13 protein-coding genes, 2 tRNA genes and 2 rRNA genes are annotated in these 21,182 nt (G+C 42.6%); 8 read left to right on the top strand and 9 right to left on the bottom strand.

What is annotated here, in order from left to right; translation table 11 throughout:
* Together ACFSYC_RS08060 and hemH are read left to right on the top strand one after the other, a co-directional pair.
* Window positions 1–852, top strand: a complete 852-nt coding sequence (locus tag ACFSYC_RS08060; RefSeq protein WP_377125470.1) for a 4-hydroxy-3-methylbut-2-enyl diphosphate reductase — start codon at window positions 1–3, stop codon at window positions 850–852.
* A 159-nt stretch (window positions 853–1,011) separates the two neighbouring features.
* Window positions 1,012–2,028, top strand: a complete 1,017-nt coding sequence (gene hemH / locus ACFSYC_RS08055) for a ferrochelatase (protein ID WP_377125467.1) — start codon at window positions 1,012–1,014, stop codon at window positions 2,026–2,028.
* Window positions 2,029–2,135: 107 nt separating this feature from the next.
* Here hemH and ACFSYC_RS08050 read toward each other — a convergent pair whose 3' ends face one another.
* Window positions 2,136–3,155, bottom strand: a complete 1,020-nt coding sequence (locus ACFSYC_RS08050) for an aldo/keto reductase (protein WP_377125464.1) — start codon at window positions 3,153–3,155, stop codon at window positions 2,136–2,138.
* Between the two features lie 151 nt (window positions 3,156–3,306).
* Between ACFSYC_RS08050 and ACFSYC_RS08045 the strand changes: the two genes are divergently transcribed.
* Window positions 3,307–3,636 carry a hypothetical protein gene (locus tag ACFSYC_RS08045; protein WP_377125461.1) on the top strand — a complete coding sequence of 110 codons (330 nt, stop codon included), beginning with the start codon at window positions 3,307–3,309 and terminating at the stop codon, window positions 3,634–3,636.
* A gap of 172 nt (window positions 3,637–3,808) precedes the next feature.
* Here ACFSYC_RS08045 and ACFSYC_RS08040 read toward each other — a convergent pair whose 3' ends face one another.
* A complete protein-coding gene (locus tag ACFSYC_RS08040; protein ID WP_377125458.1) occupies window positions 3,809–4,786 on the bottom strand; it encodes an acyl-ACP desaturase in 978 nt (325 codons plus the stop codon).
* A gap of 50 nt (window positions 4,787–4,836) precedes the next feature.
* Entirely contained in the window at window positions 4,837–5,982 is a 1,146-nt protein-coding gene (locus ACFSYC_RS08035; protein WP_377125455.1) for a glycoside hydrolase family 5 protein, read from the bottom strand.
* Between the two features lie 66 nt (window positions 5,983–6,048).
* Here ACFSYC_RS08035 and ACFSYC_RS08030 point away from each other — a divergent pair, with 66 nt between their 5' ends.
* The 5 genes from ACFSYC_RS08030 to ACFSYC_RS08010 all read left to right on the top strand — a co-directional run bounded on the left by ACFSYC_RS08030 (window position 6,049) and on the right by ACFSYC_RS08010 (window position 14,185).
* Window positions 6,049–7,395 carry a sensor histidine kinase gene (locus tag ACFSYC_RS08030; RefSeq protein ID WP_377125452.1) on the top strand — a complete coding sequence of 449 codons (1,347 nt, stop codon included), beginning with the start codon at window positions 6,049–6,051 and terminating at the stop codon, window positions 7,393–7,395.
* 13 nt (window positions 7,396–7,408) lie between these two features.
* Entirely contained in the window at window positions 7,409–9,490 is a 2,082-nt protein-coding gene (locus tag ACFSYC_RS08025) for a cellulose biosynthesis cyclic di-GMP-binding regulatory protein BcsB (protein WP_377125449.1), read from the top strand.
* Window positions 9,491–9,594: 104 nt separating this feature from the next.
* A complete protein-coding gene (locus ACFSYC_RS08020) occupies window positions 9,595–11,448 on the top strand; it encodes a glycosyltransferase family 2 protein (RefSeq protein WP_377125446.1) in 1,854 nt (617 codons plus the stop codon).
* Window positions 11,438–13,030 carry a hypothetical protein gene (locus tag ACFSYC_RS08015; protein ID WP_377125443.1) on the top strand — a complete coding sequence of 531 codons (1,593 nt, stop codon included), beginning with the start codon at window positions 11,438–11,440 and terminating at the stop codon, window positions 13,028–13,030. The genes ACFSYC_RS08020 and ACFSYC_RS08015 overlap by 11 nt, the downstream gene beginning before the upstream one ends.
* A 78-nt stretch (window positions 13,031–13,108) precedes the next feature.
* The gene (locus ACFSYC_RS08010) at window positions 13,109–14,185 is read left to right on the top strand and encodes an AI-2E family transporter (protein ID WP_377125440.1); all 1,077 of its coding nucleotides are present in this window, start codon (window positions 13,109–13,111) and stop codon (window positions 14,183–14,185) included.
* A 75-nt stretch (window positions 14,186–14,260) separates the two neighbouring features.
* Here ACFSYC_RS08010 and ACFSYC_RS08005 read toward each other — a convergent pair whose 3' ends face one another.
* The 6 genes from ACFSYC_RS08005 to ACFSYC_RS07980 form a co-directional block, all read right to left on the bottom strand.
* Window positions 14,261–15,055, bottom strand: coding sequence for a hypothetical protein (locus ACFSYC_RS08005; RefSeq protein WP_377125437.1), 795 nt, complete (start codon window positions 15,053–15,055; stop codon window positions 14,261–14,263).
* 114 nt (window positions 15,056–15,169) lie between these two features.
* Complete coding sequence (locus ACFSYC_RS08000) at window positions 15,170–17,203, bottom strand: tetratricopeptide repeat-containing sensor histidine kinase (RefSeq protein WP_377125434.1); 2,034 nt, start codon at window positions 17,201–17,203, stop codon at window positions 15,170–15,172.
* Between the two features lie 150 nt (window positions 17,204–17,353).
* A 5S ribosomal RNA gene (gene rrf / locus ACFSYC_RS07995) occupies window positions 17,354–17,465 on the bottom strand.
* Window positions 17,466–17,676: 211 nt separating this feature from the next.
* Window positions 17,677–20,556, bottom strand: a 23S ribosomal RNA gene (locus ACFSYC_RS07990).
* A 241-nt stretch (window positions 20,557–20,797) separates the two neighbouring features.
* Window positions 20,798–20,874 (bottom strand) — tRNA-Ala (locus tag ACFSYC_RS07985).
* Window positions 20,875–20,891: 17 nt separating this feature from the next.
* Window positions 20,892–20,966, bottom strand: a tRNA-Ile gene (locus ACFSYC_RS07980).
* Window positions 20,967–21,182: the final 216 nt, after the last annotated feature.

Here is a 21,182-nt window from a genome sequence, read left to right as displayed (position 1 = left end):
ATGGGCCAACTTAAATTACAGGTAAGTATAGATAAAGATTCGGGCTTTTGCTTTGGGGTGATCTATGCGATTGATATGGCCGAGGATATCCTTGAAGAGGATGGCTACCTGTACTGCCTGGGCGATATTGTACATAACGACGAAGAGGTTGCCCGGCTTAAAGCTAAGGGCTTGCGTATTATAGAACATGAGGCACTTGCTGGTTTACGCAACGAAAAAGTACTCATCCGCGCACATGGCGAAGCGCCCGAAACCTACCGCACCGCTTTAGAGAATAATATAACCCTGATAGATGCCTCGTGCCCGGTTGTGCTGAAGCTGCAAAACCGCATCAAAACATCCCATGATAAAAAAGAGAAGATCTTGATTTTTGGTAAACACGGCCACGCCGAAGTGATAGGCCTGCAAGGGCAAACCAACAACGAAGCGCTGGTTTTTCAGGATCTGGCCGAGCTGGATAATGTTGAGCTGCCCAAAAACATCACGCTGTATAGCCAGACTACCAAAAGCATGGAGAAGTTTTACCACATCAAGGATGAACTGATCGCCCGTGGTTACCAGCTTAATGCTAACGACACCATTTGCCGCCAGGTATCAAACCGCGATAAGGACCTCCCGGTGTTTGCCACCAGCTTTGATAAGATCGTATTTGTATCCGGCGTAAAATCATCAAACGGAAAGGTGCTATATGAGGTTTGCCGCAAGCATAACCCAAATACCTATTTCATTTCTTCGGTTGATGAACTTGACCCTACTTTGTTTGCCCCAAATAATACCATAGGCATTGCCGGCGCTACCTCGACCCCTATGTGGTTGATGGAGGATGTAAAGGCACGTTTAGAAACATTTTAGTCTCCCCAGCTCCGTAGACGGGAAGCATAATTATAAATATCAACACAAAATGATGTCTAGCAAAGCATTTCATTATTCGATGTTTGATAAAAATCACATTGCTTTGTAAAGAAATTTCCTCTATAACCGGTTAGCCCCTTTTTTGCTATTTTTGTACCGATGTCGAAAAAAGGAATATTACTGGTTAACCTGGGCACTCCTGATAGCCCCAGCACTGCTGACGTACGCAAATATTTAAACGAATTTTTGATGGACGGCCGGGTGATTGATATAAACCCGGTATTGCGCACTATGTTGGTGCAAGGGATTATTGTACCCTTCCGCGCGCCAAAATCGGCGAAGCTTTATCGCGAGATTTGGAGCGACGAGACAGGATCGCCGTTGTTACATTACAGTAAACTGCAGCACGCAGCTTTGGCCAACCGTTTGGGCGAGGAGTATCAGGTAGAGCTGGCTATGCGCTACCAAAGCCCTTCTATTGAGTCGGCTTTAGCGCGTTTAAAAGCTAATTTGGTGAGCGACATTAAGGTAATACCGATGTTTCCACAATATGCATCGGCCAGTACAGGCTCCGTGCAAGAGAAAGTGATGGATCTGGTTAAGACCTGGCAAACTATTCCGAATATCTCCTTCGTCAATTCATTTCACGATGATGATTTGATGATCCAGACCTTTGCAGACAACGCTCAAAAACATCAGCCTGCTACTTATGATCACGTGCTGTTTAGTTTTCACGGCCTGCCACAGCGACAGCTCATGAAATGCGATCATACCCATAGTTATTGCTTAAAGGTTGATGGCTGCTGCGAAACATTGAACGACACTAACAAGTTTTGCTACTCGGCACAATCGTACGATACCGCTCGCCTTATTGCCCAAAAATCAGGCATCAGCAAAGATCAATATACCGTTTGTTTCCAATCGCGCCTGGGTAACGATCCATGGGTGCAGCCTTACACTAGTAAGGTGATTGAAGAGCTGGCACATCAGGGTAAAAAACGCTTACTAGTACTATGCCCTGCCTTTGTTGCCGATTGCCTTGAAACCGTTTACGAAGTTACTAAAGAATACGGTGACGAATTTAAGGCCCTGGGCGGCGAGCACGTCCAACTGGTACAAAGCCTCAACGACGCGCCGATGTTTATTGACGCTTTGGAGCGTTTGGCGAGAGGGTAAAAAAATATTTGTCATCCTGAGGGAACGAAGGATCTCTTTCATGGTCGGTATAATAGCGACTGTCAAAGTAGAAGATTCTTCGTTCCTCAAAACGATAAGCGTGTAAGCTAACGCTTCTCTACCCTATCATAAAATCCACCGAAAGAGTTCATCTTTACGCCCTCCTCTTTAAAAAATTCTCCGGGGAAACCCAGGTCGATCTTTGATACCTCGTCTAGCTTTTGTTGTTGTTCGGGGGTTAGTGTTACGTCAATAACTTTTAAATTTTCTTCTACCTGGCTAACTTTAGTTGCACCCACAATCGGGATAGATGAAAACCCCTGACTGCGGGTCCATTGCAGGGCTACGTGACTGGCGGATACACCTAATTCCTCAGCAATATCTACAACAACTTTGGTAATAGCCACGCTGCGGTCGTCCAGGCGTTTACTTTCAGGCTTTATGCGACCTTGTTCGCCGCGCAGGTATTTGCCGCTTAATACGCCGCCCCCTAGTGGTGCCCATGGCGTAACTGTCATACCAAAATGCTTGGCCATTGGGATCAGCTCACGCTCGGGCGTACGTTGTATAAGGCTATACTCAACCTGTAAGGCAATAAGTTGACTCCAGCCCATCAGCTCCGCCATGGTATTGCCTTTGGCCACCTGCCAGGCTGGCGTATCGCTAATAGCGGCATAGTTTACTTTTCCCTGCCGAATAAGGTCATCCAGTCCGCGCAGCACCTCGTCCATAGGCGTCAGGTCATCCCAAATATGCAGGTAAAGCACGTCTATAAAATCCGTCTGCAGACGCTTTAAACTCTCCTCGACACTGCGCATCATGTTTTTACGGCTATTGCCGGATGCATTGGGATTGGTTGTATTGTCTTTTAGCGAGTACTTAGTTGCTACCACGAAATAATTGCGGTCGTGGTTTTGCAGGTACTCGCCTATTATCTTTTCGCTTGTACCTAATTTATATACGTTTGCCGTGTCTAAAAAATTACCGCCTGCGTTTGCAAAGGTATCCATTATAGCAAAGCTGGTTTCTTTATCGGCGCCCCAGCCGGCTTCGGTGCCAAAGCCCATGGTGCCTAAACACAGTTCTGAAACTTTAAGGCCCGAGCGGCCCAGTAATTTGTAATTCATGGTGTATGATGTTTATATGCAAACGTAGGAATTACGTTTTTGATTGACATAAATATAAATGCGTGATGGCGAAGACCGACGTGATGTTATCTGTAAGGGCTGATGAAAAGCTTAGAATAAAACAATAAGTTTTTACGATTGTACTTTTAATATGAAAATCATCACCCTACATACCGCTACAACCCCGGATAAATTACTTAGCCATGTGCAGCAAAACCTTAACCCTATGTTTGCGCAACAGCGACAGCAGACCATTAACTTTACCGTTGGAATTGTTAATGATGCGGTAGAGATCTCTCAACCGGACATGTATGAAGGCGCGCTTTTTACCATAGCTATAAACGAAAAAGAGCTTTGGATAACCCGCAACGAGCATTATGTTGACGACGTAAACTCACTAACGATAGAATCCATTCTGGCAAGTTTGTTTGAAGACCTTACTGACGATATCCGTGGGGTAGAGATGATTCAGGAAGGTTAACATATATAAGCTAAAAAAAAGGCTAACCGGTAAGGGTTAGCCTTTGTTCTTTTATGATTTTAATGCTTTGCGTACAAACGTAAATATGACCCAAAAAATGACGCAAACGATAACAAGGTTTACAAAGGGTCACAGTGTGGATAATATTAGCAGCAGCATAAATAAACCGGTTCTATTTTATCCAGCTAAATTTATACTCAAGCGTTGGATTTTTCATTCTGTCGGCAACACGCAAAAGGCGGGCAGGTAGCGCAACTATGTAGTCTCGTGCTTTTTCGCCGGTTTCGTTAAGTCCGTTTACTTTTTCTATCTGCCACTCGTTGATCAGATCTTTCATTATATCTACATAATCAACTGCGGTGTAAATGCCTAAGCGTTCGGCCGCATCTGTAAAGTGACCAAAAGTTTGGCCGATAGCCAAGCCAACCTCGCGCAGAAAATGCGCCGGCATAACAATTTTTTTGCGCATCATATCCTCAAAAGCCAGCATGGCTTCATTTGGATCGACCTCAAATATTTTTTTGATGAAATACATATAGGCTTTAGCATGACGCATTTCGTCGGATGCTATAACGCCACACATTTTTGACAACAGGTTATCCCCGTCTTTCTTAGCCTGCGATGCTACCCTACGGTGCGAAATGTTAGTAGCTAACTCCTGGAAAGAGGTGTAAATAAAGTTACGGTACGGATCATGCCCTGTACCTATATCAAAACCATCGGCAATTAAATATTGGGTTGATACCTCCATAGCACGCATATCCACACGACCTGATAGGTACAAGTATCTATTTAGCAGATCGCCGTGGCGGTTCTCTTCGGCTGTCCAGGCGCGGGTCCATTTCATCCAGCCGCCTTCTTCATTGCGCGACACCCCATCAACCATGGTTAACCATGATTCATAAGTAGGTAATGCCTCCTCGGTGATGGTATCGCCAATTAAGACGGCCATAAGGTCGTAAGACAAGCCTGCAGCGCTTTCACGCATCTCTTTAACCTCTGTAAAAAAGGTATCTTTTGTCGAGTCTGGTAAATAATCTGACGGCTGCCAAATGGTGTCAATCGGTTTAAGATATTCCTGCATCTTTTCGAGCATGAATTTCTCAATATGTACCATTACTTCTCGCCTTTTTTCTTCAAAAAACACCATAATATTATATTATTTTGCAAAGATAATCATTTAAGTAATCAATAAATACATCATTTTTTAGCGGTATAGCCAATAGCATCGCGCATACAAGCGGGCAACGTGGCTAACGATGGCTTACCGTTAAAAATAGAAAAATTGTCATTATATTCCCACAGCACGCTCGGGATATTTAATTTTTTTAACGCGTGTCTTACAGCCTTAATGTAGCGGCACCGGCTGTCCTCGTCGGCATATTTATTATAAACACCATACTCGGTACAAACCAAAGGCACATTATATTTGGTTGCCCACTTTTTAACTATTAGTAATTTGTCTGTCAACGATTGTTCGTTACCATCCGTACGGTACTGGTAGTAGTTGGTCTCGCCCCAGGTGCCTTTTGTTTTTGGGTTAAGAACGGGAAATTTTTCCGCAATGTATGGAAACGTTACCCCGGTAGTAGCTACCTGGTCGCCCACCCAAAGGGCGCCCTGATGGGTAAATAAAAAGGGCTCGTAAAAATGGACAGTGTAAATAATATTCTCGTCGGCAAGGCGCACAAAGCGGCTAAGCTCATATATGCTGTTAAAGTTTGATGCGCCAATAATAAGCGTGCGCTTTTTATCAACCTTGCGTATGGCCGTAACTAAATTGTAGGCGGCGTCCTTCCAAACCTGGGTGTTCATGTGTGGTGGCTCGTTGTATAACTCAAAAAACAAGTCATCGGAACCCCGATTTTTATAGTAATTAGCTAGTTTTAGCCAGGTATTTATAATTTTAGGTGTTTCAGTAAGGTAATTATCATCATTTAATTGCCCATAATGGTAATCTATTATTAACTTCATACCGTATTGCTGGCAAAGCTTTACCATGTTATCAATACATCCATATACACTATCTGCCGATATGTTTTTAGATTCAAAAAAAGCGAATGCCACGGGTAACCTGACGCTTTTAAAACCTAACGTTTTAAGCAATTCAAAATCGGCTTTTGTAGGGCTATTACCATTTAATAAATCTTTAGCCCAGGTTTGCTCTAACCATGACACGTTAACGCCGTTATCAAGGCTGGCGGCACGTTTAAAGGCCAAGGCACGTTCTGGCGTAACTCTTGGTTGGCTTTTTGCGTATCTAGGGTTCAACACCATGAACAGTATTACAACTATTCCGCAAATAGCAGGGGCTACAAGCTTACTTTGTGTTTTTATATTTTTCACTTATTTAACTATAAGTTTAATCTCGAGTACAGTCCAATCTTCCAATAATTTAAAAACAGGTTTTTAATGTTTGTACAAATTACTAAAGAAGAATTTTCAAAAGAAGTTTTAAAAAAAGCGTGGTACCAGACTAATAACATTATCTGGACTATCTTATTTCTATACCCCTTAATATCTATTATCGATGTTATTTACAATCCGGAGATATGGGTACATTTTCTAATAGTACGTTTAATAACCGATATTGTTATTTACGGCTTATACACTTTCTTTAAAACCAAGCGCTATAACTATCGCATACTGTTGCATATTACATTTTTTTTACTGTCGTGTACATCCGCGGTGTTATGTAATATGGTTAATATTCAACAGCTAACTGTATATTTCCTGGTTTATTCGTCCCTTATCCTGTTTTTTAACATGCAGGTGTTTTGGGAGCCTGTTCACTCTATTATCCAGTCGCTTATCGCTTTAATATTATTAACCATATTTTTCAATGCTATAAATGATAACAGCGTTGATATGTTTGTTAGTAATGGCGGCCAGTTTTTCTTCATCGTAGCTTCGGTATCATGCCTTATACCAAGCGCCCGCTTCAAGGTTTTAGAGCGCGAAGCGCGATCGCAGTTGTTGATTGAAAAATCAAACGAACAGCTTAAAAATCAAAATCGCGACATCGTCGAAAAAAATGCCATCATCGACATGCAGTATGAGCGCCTGTTAAAAATGGACGAGCAGAAAAACAGCTTCATTAACATTGCTGGTCACGATTTAAAAAATCTTATCGGCTCTATCATCATGAGTAATAACATGATCAAGGAGGAGGATTATCGCCTGAGCGCCGATCAGAAAGAGTTTACTGACTACATCACCGAGGCGGCCGATAAGATGCAGTACATGCTTAATAAGCTGATGGACGTTAAAGAGATCGAATCGCCGGAATTAAAATTCAACCTGGAGATCTTTGACATTAATGTTGAGGTTAGGCGCATATTTCGCGGCTTAATGGAGACCTCGCAAATGAAAAACATCCACCTGGTTGACAGCATACTTAAACTACCGCTAAACGTTAAGCTTGATAAGGTTTTTGCCGGGCAGGTGTTTCAAAACTTGTTATCAAACGCTATCAAGTTCTCGCAGACCAATAACAACATACGTGTGGTTACCAGTTTGCAGCGCCAAAAATTTGTTTTCGAGATCATTGACGAAGGCATAGCCATTGGCCAAGACGAGCTTGACATGATGTTTAACAAGCTAAAAACCTTAAACGAAGCCAATACCACCCAGGAAAGCCGCTTAGGCCTTGGCCTGTCAATAGCCAAATTAATTACCCATGAAATGGGCGGCGAACTGTTTTACCGCAGCGACGACAGTGGCAATTATTTTAGAGTAGAATTTCACGTAATCAATTAATAGCAGCAAACCAATGAACAAATTTTTTACCTCACTGGCCTTTTTATTTTTATTAAGCACCGCCACCTTTGCACAAAGGATTCTTTCTTTTCATGCAATGGGGCATGACGATGATGCCATTATTGGCATGAGCGGTAGTAGTGCTTATTACTTAAAAATAGATCCAAGCATTGAGCTTAATGGCAGTAAGCTGGTTTTATTTGTACAACCATCGCAGGCTTTGATTAAACGTTTGTCGTACGTTAACGTAATTATTAATGACCGGCCTGCATTTAGCGGCACGTTATCTCAGGATTCGATAATGACGGTTACGCTTAAGTTATCAAGGCAGGATGTATCGTCAGACAAATTTTTGAAAATCCAGGTTAAAACGCTATGTACCGTTACAGAGGATAAGTGTAAGGATTTAGATAACCCTGCCATGTGGATGAAAATTAAGAGCTACTCTTATTTATCATTGCTTAAAAGCACCGAAAACTTTTTTAACAACGTAAACATTGGCAATTGCTTTGAAACCATGCGTGCCATTGCTTACCCTGCAAATCCTGATCTGCATGATTTAAAGGCAGTGGCATGGGCTTACTCAAGGTTAAAAAAAGCTGACGTTAGAAACATCGGCGTTTTTAAAGAAGGTACCCTGCCCGACAGTATTAAAAATTACATTGTAGTTGGCAACCTTAACAAGCTTACACCACAAAAACGCGGCTTACTTAAAATTTTACCGGCTAAAGGCGAAGGCTTATTTTACCTGAATAAGGCCGTTATAAAAACCATTGACACCATGACCCGCCTGGTAAATGTACAGGGCAAGCTGGTAACCGTAAAATCATTGGCAGAAGTAGTGGCCCCGTCTGAAATATTGTTTGTGAGTGGGGGCGATGACGCCGGCTACGAAAAATCAATAACCGCTTTAGGTAATATCAACATCCTGAATTCAACCTTCGGCGACTACCTGATTATTGATAAAGCCGAGAACAAATTCTTTAAAACTATTGACGAAAACCGCTCTAAATTATCTTTTCGCCAAATTGGTGGTACTACTAACTTCATGTCGGGTATTGGTAACTTAAAAAGCGTGTACAACTTTAAAAACTCCGACTTTAGTTTCACTCCGAAAGAGGTAGAGATACGCATAATTGCCAACTATAGCAGCCTTGCCCAGGGCGACCGTGGATACCTTAACATTTATCTTAACGGCATGTTGATCAGCTCTGAAAAACTTGACGCGTCTGGTAAACTTAATACCGCGGTAACTATTAACCGTTACCAGCACCATAAATATAACACGCTGGAAACTGAGTTTCGTTTTTACTCAAGCGGTGGTAACTGTTCTGCCAGCTTTAACGGTTTCTTTGCCGAGGTTGATGTCGACAAATCATACCTTGAATCAAAAAACCCATTCATCACCAGCGATCTGAGTTTTTACCAATATCCTGAAGCATTTAACTCGGGTACTACACGTATTGTAGTAAGTAAAAAGTATGCCCCTTACGCCGCAGCTGCAATGGGCGAGATCATTTACGAGTTGAACAACAACATCAATGCTAACAACTTCCCTGAGTTTGAATATGCTGAAGCTATTGACAAAAATGATTTGAAGAAAAACAACATCATTGCCCTGCTATCGCATGATGATCCGTTAATGGAAGATTTCCCTGACGCACCAATCAAGTTTAACCGCAAATTCAGGCTTTATAACAACGAGAATAATAAGGTGGTTTATTCCCTGTCCGATTCTGTATCAAACGGCTTAGCGCAGATCTTTTATGGCCGAAGTAATAACGCAGTGTTAGTAATAACAGCTACCGGTAAAAACCTGGCCAACGCTTTCCTGGCAGCATCAAAATCTATTACTGAACAACTATCAACGCTATCAAGCAACGTTGCGATATCCGACGTTAACAGCAACAAATACCTGTTTAACATCAGTAAATCAAGCGAAAACTTAGAGTACATTGATACTAAAAGTGTGCTTACCCGTTTTTGGGAAAGCTACAACCTTTACATATTGTTAGGTATGTTGGTATTGATCTTGCTATCGTTCTTATACGTACGTGCCAAGGTTCAAAAATCAACAGATATATTTAGCGAGTAATTTGTTGTTAAACAATAAGTTAGGTATTGAGCATGGATCAATATTTACATCAGTACCAAATAACAATAAGTTGTTTAATAGTGTAACATTTTATTTAACGTATAATGCAGTTAACCATTCCTGAGCTTTTGATCAAAGACGGCTTTATGACACAAGCCGATCAAGACAAGATCGAAGATTTTTCAAAAAGATCGGGATTATCGTATATAAAAATACTACTTAACTTTGGCTACCTGAGCCGTAAAAACTATGAGCGCTCATTAGCCAATGCCGGTTGGGAATTTAGGCAGATACGCGAGGAAGACTACGACCTTGACGTACTTGAAAAAACCGAACTAAAATTTTGCGACGCACATTTGGCGCTGCCATTACGGGTGCAAAACGGTAAAATAGTAACTTTAATGGCCAACCCCAGCGATGAGCTGTTTATAGACTATATAAAGTTTACCTATGATATGGAGCCGGAGATCATCCTGGCATCAGACCTTGATATTACCTGGCTTAGCCACATTTTGCTGGGGCAGAAATACGTAAAATCGGCCGTATTTGAGTTATTGAACCGCGACCCTGATAGCTCCGCATTAACTACGTTTACTACACCACAGCTTATTTTTACCTTCGGCATGTTTGCGCTTGTAGTTATTGGCTTGATGGTAAATTTTGTAAACACATCCATTGCTATCAATGTAATCTTAAGCTCATTCTTCCTGATATCTATCATTTTCAAACTCTTCCTGGCACTGGTAGGATCAAGGTTTGAACTGCACCAGGCGGTAACCCGCGAAGAAGTGCGCCAGGTTGTTGATGAGGATTTACCTATTTACACCATACACCTGCCGGTTTACAAGGAAGATAAGCTGATTAAAAAATTGATATGGAACTTGCAGAGCTTAGATTATCCACGCGAGAAGCTGGATATTAAACTGCTGATAGAAGAGGATGACGACAAAACACTTAACGCGGTACGCAACCTTGATTTCCCAGCCGTGTTTGAGGTTATTGTTGTGCCTTTCCACATGCCAAAAACCAAGCCTAAAGCCTGTAACTACGGGCTTCACTTTTCAAGGGGCACATTTTTAACGATCTATGATGCAGAGGACGTTCCGGACACCGATCAGCTTAAAAAAATTGTAACGCTATTTGCTAAGCTGCCAAGCAACTATGTTGTAATACAATGCGCGCTAAACTACTTTAACCGGGGCGAGAACTTTCTGACCCGTATGTTTACCCTGGAGTACTCTTATTGGTTTGATTATATGCTACCTGGGCTAGATACCTTCGATATCCCTATCCCGCTGGGTGGCACCAGTAACCACTTTAAGTTTGAGTTTTTAATTGAGCTTGGCGGCTGGGATCCGTTTAACGTAACCGAGGATGCCGACCTAGGTGTGCGTGCTTACGCTAAGGGGTATAAAGTGGCTATTATAAACTCTACAACTTACGAGGAAGCCAACAACGAAATGTTTAACTGGGTACGCCAACGCTCGCGCTGGATTAAGGGTTATATGCAAAGCCACCTGGTACACATGCGTAATCCTGTTAAGCTTTGGAAAAAAATTGGCTGGAAAGGTTTCCTGGGCTTTAACTTCTTTATCGGCGCTACGCCAATTACCTTTTTGGTTTATCCGTTGCTGCTGGGTATATTTTTATGTTACCTGATGTTCGATTTAACATCCATCCGCTCCTTCTTCCCGGATTGGGTGTTGTTTATGTCAATCATCAACCTTATGGTAGGTAACATACTAATGATCTATGTAAACATGATGGCTGTATTTAAACGCCGCTATTACGAGCTGATATTATTTGCCATTGCCAACCCCATTTATTGGCTATTGCACTCTTGGGCGGCATATAAAGGCCTCTACCAATTAATAGTAAAACCGTTTTATTGGGAAAAAACCAATCATGGTTTAAGTAAAGTAAACTCGCATTCTTCGCCAACTACTGATGAAGTTTAATTTAAGCCTCAATATATCGCGCAGCCAAAGCCTGGCCATTGTAACTGCGGTTGTAGCCATATACTACCTTATTTTTGGCGTATATATGCACAGCCTGGGGTACTTTAACCAGGAAACACTTTTTTACGTTGAGAAGGTGCGCATTATATTTGAAGGTGCGGGCTACAAGCTCAAGGTTATTGGCCTTACTTCGCCACCTCTACCGTTTTTTGCCACCTTTCCGTTCACTACCATAAGCCCGTTGATGGCGCCGGTTATAGCATCAGCATTGGGTACTGCAGCACTGTTTTACCTTATGGCAAGTACATTGGTAAAAAAAACGCAGGATGATTTTTACCTGTTTTTATTACTACTTACATTTTTGCTTCATCCCGGAATCCTTTACGTGGCTGCGTCTGGTAAGGCAATATACATGGTGCTGATATTTTTCTATATGTTCTTCCTTAACATATTTAAGTACTACACTTCAAACACTACATTTCACGTATCAATCGCCAGTATTTGCCTGGTGTTGCTGTTGTTTTGCGATTATAAGTTTATCTGGCTGACATTATTCTTTATTCCCTTAGTATTTTCTATTTCCCTACAATCATTAAATCTGGCCGAGAAAGAATCTATTTTTAGGATGACGCAAAGTTTTAACAGCCCGTCGTTAAGGCGTAAGCTGATTAATAAAACGTTTGCCTTATACGTTATTTTGTTTGTGTTGCCTATAGCGTCTATTGTGTGTTATAAGCTTCTTAACCTTACTAATGCTAACGACGCCGATTATTTCATGAATAGCCCATACGCTACCTGGACAGTACTGGCCGAGCGTTTTATTTACGAAACCGTAACGCTTAACCGCGATTTTAAGTCGCCGGAAGTTTCTTTATTGATATCAGCTCGAATGATCATCTTTTGCCCGCTTATGGTTTTCGCGGTAGCCTTATTCAGAGACAAACCGTACCAGATATTAACCTTGTTAACGCCCTTCGCATTTGTAGAGTTTCTGCACATTAAATACGACAAAGTATTTATTTCGCACCAGTATTACCTGATGTTTTTAATATTAGCCCTGTTGTGTTTCATTATCAAGGTTCAACCGGTTAAAAATACTATCCCACTAAAAATCGTTCTTGCCCTTATAATAGTGGTACAGTTTGGCACCGGGTACTATTTCTTGTCAAACTCAATGATGGAGGACGAGCGAAACTTTATAACTACTATTAAAAATCGCAACATTAAGCAAGAGGAAGAAGACGAGCAGGACGAAAACCGCGATATGGCAAATTACATTAACGGCTTGCCAGATGGTACGAGGGTAATGATTGACGATGCCATAGCTTATCCAATAGTAGCTTTTGTAAATAACGTAAACGATATGGTACTGCCCTACCAGGAAAACTTTATCAGCGCCGTTGAAACGCCCGGCCAGTACGTGAGTTATATTTTAATTGCCAATAACCGTAACCGCCTCGCCGGCTACTCTATCTTAAATACCCGTTACAGTCCTGTTGTTTACCAAATGAGTAATAGTGGCAACTCCACGCTCGAAAAAGCGTATGAAACTGAGCATTGGACTTTATATAGGCTTTATTAAACTAACAGATTCTCACAGCCCGCATCAAGGCGCAAAACATTTTGGCGCTTTGCCCGTATTGTTATAACATTTAACAATATGGCAACAAGCAAACCCAAACCGTCGTCGGAAATAGCAGAAGAATCAAGTTACATTACCAAAGTATGGCAAACCGTAGGCATTGTTGCCTTGCTGGTAGTAACTATACTGGTAGTGCGCGTAGCCTTTGATATTTTATTACTGGTATTGGCAGGAGCTATGCTGTCGGTATACTTTCACGGCCTGGGCGATGCCATACAACGCCGTACCAAACTCGGTCGCAAAGCTTCGATGACCATATCTGTAGTTGTTACTGTTATATTTTTGGGGGCGATATTTTGGTTTATGGGTACTACACTGCAGGCACAGGTAGCCGAGCTTAGCAATACCTTGCCAAAAACCATTGCAACTGCACAAGCCAAGTTGGGGCAAAGCGCTGTAGGTCAAAAAATATTGCATGGTTTATCAGGCTTTAATTCAGACAAGCTGATGAGCTCCATTCCGGGCTTTTTCAGTACCACTTTTGGGGTATTGGGCGATATGTATATCATCCTGTTCCTGGGCATATTTTTCACCACCAACCCATCGCTATATAAAGACGGGATATTGCTGTTGGTGCCACGTAGCAAAAAAGAGCTTGGCTCATGTATTATGGATCGTATTAGCCTGTCATTAAAAGGCTGGCTAAAGGGCACATTGTTTTCTATGCTGTGCATCACTATATTGATAGGCACTGCATTAACCATTGTGGGTATGCCGGTAGCACTGATATTGGCCCTTATTACCGGTTTGTTAGAGATAGTGCCTAGTATAGGCTCGTTGATAGCAATGATTCCGGGCGTATTATTGGCTTTCACCGTGAGCACTAATATGGCTATACTGGTGGCTATAATCTATATCACGTCCCAAACTATCGTAGCTAATATTATAACCCCGCTTATCCAAAAAAAAATGATCAATCTGCCACCTGCGCTAACGTTGATCAGCCAGCTTATTATGGGTACCGTGTCCGGCGCACTGGGGGTAATACTGGCCGTACCGATGCTGGCGATTGTTATTATTTTGGTTGACGAGCTTTACGTAAAAAAGATAGCCCACAATGATAGCGACGAGCTGGAGAAAGAAGTGGTGAAATAAAAGGTCTAATAATTCCCTTAAAAATAGCAAATCCCCGCCCAAACAGGCAGGGCTTTGCTACTTTGTATAATACTGTTATAATTGTATAGCAGCGCCTGTTTTGATATTAACCAGATAGGTGCCGGTAAACCCTTGAGCGTTTCCAAATATTACTTTAATTATATCATTACCCTGAAAAGTGATATAGCCAATGTGCTCGTCAGACCACCCGTTAATATCAATAACATCATCCTTATGGTAAACTGTTGAAGTAAAGTTAGCCTGCCCACCGGTTATCACTGCGCCATCAACAGTTTGAGTTACCGCAACATTAACTAACGTGTAGTGCGTTGCCCAACTTAACTGATCGGTTGTTACGCCGTTGTTATTAACCTTACGTTGAAAATACCCCACAGACATTTTACCATTGCTTATACTTTTTAAGTAGCTCACATCAACAGCGCGGGTGCTGTAATTTTGTGCAGTGGTGTAAATGCTTTCAAAGCCTACGCCGGTTTCTTGCGTCCTTAAGGTATCTGCAAGACTGTATTCGTTAAGCACGCCACCGTTGCAAAGATAAGTAAACACGGTGTTGCCGGTAACTACACGGGTAGTGTCGCCGATTTGTATACTGTTAGTTGGAGTGACAACCACATCGCCGCATTGTGGGCCGGTGCTGTTAACGCGTCTTCCGCCGGTGCTACTGGCCTTGAAGCCTCTCGATCCGCTATTTAAAGATTTATAAAAGCTCAGTGCTATTTGCTTGCTCAGGGCGTTATAATCGGTCCTGTCAACCGGTTTATTGGCCGTAGAGTCTGCTTTTTTACACGACGAAAGCGCCAAACTTAAACCTATGGTTAACGCTGCGGTGAGTTTAATCAAATGTTTCATATATCAATTGGGGTAGTATCCTATAAATATAGCGATTAGCTGTGTAAATTCAAAGGTATATTTTTATTAAAAAGATTAATAATCAGCCAGTTAATCAGAAAATTCCGGCAACCTTTATATTGGTACAGAAACGTTAACCTGGGTACCTTTGCCAGGCGCAGAGTTGTAAACTACTTTGCCCTTCAAGTATTCTATACGGGTTTCGATGTTACCCAACCCGATACCGTCAAAGCTACTGCGGTCGGCCAGGTTAAAGCCTACCCCATTATCTTTAATTAGCACATTAATACCGTCTCCGGTACGACTGAGTATGATATCCAGCTGAGTAGCTTTAGCATGCTTGATAACGTTATTAACCGACTCCTGTATCACACGATAGAGTACCACTTCTACATTGCTCTCAATCCGGTCTTTAAAACCGTTAGCTTCCAAATTCACTTTGAGGCTCTCAGAGTCTAACTTCTCAATAAAACTTTTCACGTCAGATGATATGCCCGAGCGCAGCAGAATATTGTTTGGCATCATTTGGTGCGATATAGAACGCACCTCTTTACAGCTTTCGTCAACCAAAGCCATGGTTTTTTCTACTAAGAACCGGTCTTCTTCGCGCTTTATCTCAATACGATCAAACAGACCGTTCATATTCATTTTAACAGCCGAAAATAACTGGCCCACACCATCATGCAAATCACTGGCTATGCGCTGGCGCTCTTTTTCTTCAGCCTCTATAACCGCACGGGTAAGTGTTTCTTGCTGCGCAAGCATTTGGGCCTGTAACAATGCCTTCTGCTTCAATTTAGTGCGGCTATAAAATAATCCCGAAAACATCGCGGCCAACAGAAATAATCCGGCAATAACGCCGATGGTTTGATTACGACTGGCGATAGATAGCTTCTGTATAGTATTTTCTTTGTTGAGCAAGACCACTTGTTGCCCCTTGGCTTTAGCCTCAAGGTTTTTAGAGCGCAGATGCTGACGGGTTTCCCGCAAGGTTAAGCTTTGGTTATTTAGTAATAATTCTTTATTGTTAATTTCTAGACCTTGAATGGTGGACTGCTTATTCAAAAGCTCTATTTGTCGCTGCTTCTTTTCAGTTTCATATTTGACTTCAGTTTCGTGCAGTTGTCTGAGCACCTTTGTATTATAAAGGCTATCCTGTAAAACGCTAATGCGCATACGCGTCTCGTAGGCTTTTTCAAATAGTTTGGTATCGCTGTAAAGAAACGATTGTTCTTTAAGCGCTCCTATCAGGTTGTCAATATCCTTGGCACTTTCTTCGTATTTTATCGACAGTTCAATATATTTTAACGCCTCGACAGTGTTGCCACGACGGCGATACTCCTGGGACAGCAGGTTATAGATTTCGCCTAAACGCTGCTTATCTTCCAATTGGATGGCAATTTTCTCGCCATTCATTAAATCCGGAATGCTGACGGGCCGTTTGAGTAAATTATTAAGTTCAGAGACATTAACTATTGTTGATAGCTGTCCTTTTATATTATTGTTTGCCTTGAAAATTTTAAGTGCCTTTTGAAAAGCAGCCTCTGCTTCACTAAGTCGGGACATGTTGTTATATGTTACGCCCAAAGAGTTATAAAAATTGCCCGTCGCGGCATTTTCATTAGCTTTTTGCGCCAAAACGATAGCCCGCATTAAATACTCAATAGCCTTATTATAAAGTTTTTGCATAATAAAACTGTTGGCAATATCAGCCATCAAGCGTGCGATTCCACTGGTGTCCCTTGCTTTTTCCATAAACTTCAAGCCCTCAAAGCCATAATATAATGACTTATCATACTTGCCCAGCCTAAAAAAGGTTGATCCCAAACTACCACTAATCTTCCCAGACAAGAGCGGATCATTAACTTTTGCCGCCAACACCTGCGCGCGTTGAAGGCTGGCTAATGCGCTGTCAAGTTCGCCTTTAAATTGGTGGCCTAACCCTTTAATGTTGTAAGCAGTTGCCTCTTTGGCAAAGTTTTTAGAAATTCTACTGAGCTTTATCGCGCGACTACTTAATGCGATAGTTTTGTTGTAATCGCTAAAAAAGCTTTTCTTAGCCTGGTCTATTAAGCTATCGATAGTTCTCTCTCGTTGAGCAAAACATATGTTGGGGATTAAAAACAGTAATAGTACTATCTTTTTCATTAGCAATAGTCGGTTAATCAGGGTTTTAACTTGTTGCTAAGATAACGTATGAATGGTTAATAATCAAGTCGTTGCCGGTACAGGCGTCTCAGCTCCAAATCCGATTTAACGCAAAAAAGCCTCCAATCATACGATTGAAGGCTTTATAAAATTGGGCACCGACCTACTCTCCCACGTTTTACCGCAGTACCATCGGCTCTGGCGGGCTTGACTTCTCTGTTCGGAATGGGAAGAGGTAGACACCGCCGATATAGGCACCTGAAGGTTTTTATAGCTTACATTGCTGTAAACCAATTTTGTATTTGTTAATGATCCTTGGTCTTCCGGTCTTTTCAGACTTTCCGGCTTTCGGACTACAAACAATGACATATTATTGAAAGAAGTAAGTATAAGAGAAAACAACAGTAATTAATTATCTGTCTGCTAGTTTTGGTCGGGTGAATATATTGCTATATCCACCCTATAAATCCAACACGAAGAAAGCTTCGGGCGATTAGTATTACTCGACTATGATGTCACCACCTTTATATCTATAACCTATCAACGTAGTAGTCTGCTACGGCCCTCAATGGAAGTCTCATCTTGTGGCTAGTTTCGCACTTAGATGCTTTCAGCGCTTATCTATTCCCAACGTAGCTACTCTGCAATACACCTGGCGGCATAACAGATTCACCAGAGGTTAGTCCAACCCGGTCCTCTCGTACTAAGGTCAGCCCCACTCAAACTTCCAACGCCCACAACAGATAGGGACCGAACTGTCTCGCGACGTTCTGAACCCAGCTCGCGTGCCACTTTAATGAGCGAACAGCTCAACCCTTGGGACCTTCTCCAGCCCCAGGATGTGACGAGCCGACATCGAGGTGCCAAACCTCCCCGTCGATATGAGCTCTTGGGGGAGATCAGCCTGTTATCCCCAGCGTACCTTTTATCCTTTGAGCGATGGCCCTTCCATGCAGAACCACCGGATCACTATATCCGTCTTTCGACCCAGCTCGACTTGTCTGTCTCACTGTCAAGCAAGCTTATGCTATTGCACTCCTCGTACGGTTACCAAGCGTACTGAGCTTACCTTTGAAAGCCTCCGTTACCTTTTTGGAGGCGACCACCCCAGTCAAACTACCCGCCAAACAATGTCCCCCTCAATGAAGGGTTAGACACCAAATACAGAAAGGGTGGTATTTCAACGTTGACTAACCGACTCCTAGCGAAGCCGGATCACAGTCTCCCACCTATCCTACACATCCTGTATCCGATATCAATGTTAAGTTGTAGTGAAGGTGCATGGGGTCTTTCCGTCCCGTTGCGGGTAACCGGCGTCTTCACCGATACCACAATTTCACCGAGCTCATGGCTGAGACAGCGCCCAGATCGTTACACCATTCGTGCAGGTCGGAACTTACCCGACAAGGAATTTCGCTACCTTAGGACCGTTATAGTTACGGCCGCCGTTTACCGGGGCTTCGATTCAATGCTTCGGTTTAACCCTAACATCCCCTCTTAACCTTCCGGCACCGGGCAGGTGTCAGGCCATATACGTCATCTTTCGATTTTGCATAGCCATGTGTTTTTGTTAAACAGTCGCCTGGGCCTTTTCACTGCGGCTGACATTGCTGCCAGCGCCCCTTCTCCCGAAGTTACAGGGCCATTTTGCCGAGTTCCTTAGCCATGATTCACTCGAGCACCTTAGGATTCTCTCCTCGACTACCTGTGTCGGTTTACGGTACGGGGTTTTATAACCTGAAGCTTAGCAGGTTTTCTTGGAAGTCTGATTACCTGAACTATCTCCTTACCCGAAGGCTCAGAGTACTATCGGCTTTCAGCAAATCTGGCGTACTTAACTACCAAACCTATACCTACGGCCTTTAACGAACTATTCCGTCAGTTCGCGTCAGTTTCACTACTCCGTCACTGCATCGCAGTTATAAAACGTACTGGAATATTAACCAGTTGTCCATCGGCTACGCCCTTCGGCTTCACCTTAGGCCCCGACTAACCCTGATCCGATTAGCGTTGATCAGGAAACCTTAGTCTTTCGGTGGGCGGGTTTCTCTCCCGCCTTATCGTTACTTATGCCTACATTTGCTTTTCTAAGTCCTCCACAGTCAGTTACCTTCCTGCTTCACCGGCAATTAGAATGCTCCCCTACCAGATCAATATTATTGAAATCCATAGCTTCGGTATACTGCTTAATGCCCGTTTATTATCCATGCCCGATCGCTCGACTAGTGAGCTGTTACGCACTCTTTAAATGAATGGCTGCTTCCAAGCCAACATCCTAGCTGTCTATGCAATCGGACCTCGTTAGTTCAACTTAGCAGTAATTTGGGGACCTTAGCTGATGGTCTGGGTTCTTTCCCTCTCGGCCATGGACCTTAGCACCCATAGCCTCACTCCAGCGTATATTAATAAGCATTCGGAGTTTGTCTGGATTTGGTAGGATTTGACTCCCCCGCACCCAATCAGTAGCTCTACCTCTTATTAACTCAACCGCCAGGCTGTTCCTAAAAACATTTCGGGGAGTACGAGCTATTTCCCAGTTTGATTAGCCTTTCACCCCTACCCACAGATCATCCGGAAACTTTTCAACGTTTATCGGTTCGGTCCTCCAGTACCTGTTACGGCACCTTCAACCTGTCCATGGGTAGATCACAAGGTTTCGCGTCTACCTCCTCTGACTATACGCCCTATTCAGACTCGCTTTCGCTTCGGATCCGTGTCTTAAACACTTAACCTTGCCAGAGAAGAGTAACTCGTAGGCTCATTATGCAAAAGGCACGCCGTCACGGAACAAGTCCGCTCCGACCGCTTGTAAGTACACGGTTTCAGGTTCTATTTCACTCCCCTGTTCGGGGTTCTTTTCACCTTTCCCTCACGGTACTAGTTCACTATCGGTCTCTCAGGAGTATTTAGCCTTACCAGATGGTGCTGGCAGATTCCCACAAGGCGTCTCCGACCTCGCGGTACTCAGGATACCACTATCCTATCATTACTTACTTATACGCAGCTCTCATGCTCTATGGCCAGGTTTCCCACCCTGTTCTAATTCATTTTGATATTCATATTGTGGTCCTACAACCCCTATTATGCCGTAACATAATAGGTTTGGGCTCTTTCCCTTTCGCTCGCCACTACTCAGGAAATCATTATTATTTTCTCTTCCTCTGCTTACTTAGATGTTTCAGTTCGGCAGGTTTGCGCTATTGCAACTAGTCTTCAACTAGTTAGGTTTCCCCATTCAGAAATCTTCGGATCAATTCATATTTGCTAATCCCCGAAGCTTATCGCAGCTTATCACGTCTTTCATCGCCTCTGAGAGCCAAGGCATCCCCCGTGTACCCTTTCTTACTTTCTTCTACTCATGCGCCTTTTGCGCCGCACGGTATGCTTTTTATTATTTAGATAAGTCGTCGTTTCTCCAGTTCAAGATTCAATATTCAAAACGCAAGACGAATCTTACACTTGTTTCTTTCATCAAGTTCCTTCAAAAGCCTACAACTGTCTCTATCTGTTGTTTTCTCTTGTTATTACTTCTTTCAATATGTCAAAGAACGTTCGTATTACGTCAGGTATATAATATACCCTCTGATAGATACTTGGTGGAGAATAACGGATTCGAACCGTTGACCCCCTGCGTGCAAGGCAGGTGCTCTAGCCAGCTGAGCTAATCCCCCGAAAGATTTATCTTTTGTAGTCCCGAGCAGATTTGAACTGCTGACCCCTACATTATCAGTGTAGTGCTCTAACCAAACTGAGCTACAGGACTATGTGATCTTAGATTTCTGATCTACGATTTTAGATTTCGTAAATCGTCATCGTAATCTCTTACAATCTTGTCTCCCAGATGTGATCAGTACTAATATACTGAGTGATTTCATCCTTGGGTTTACGTTTATTAGTTAATAGCATAAGCCGAAGCCCTGCTAAACTAATTTTAGAAAATAATCATATAGCAACAGTTTTGCTAACTTAATGAAAAGAA

The sequence above is a fragment of the Mucilaginibacter antarcticus genome (assembly GCF_042686155.1).
Lineage (GTDB): Bacteria > Bacteroidota > Bacteroidia > Sphingobacteriales > Sphingobacteriaceae > Mucilaginibacter > Mucilaginibacter antarcticus.
Note: the sequence above shows the minus strand (reverse complement) of the source record. Positions and strands in the feature narration are given on the sequence as shown.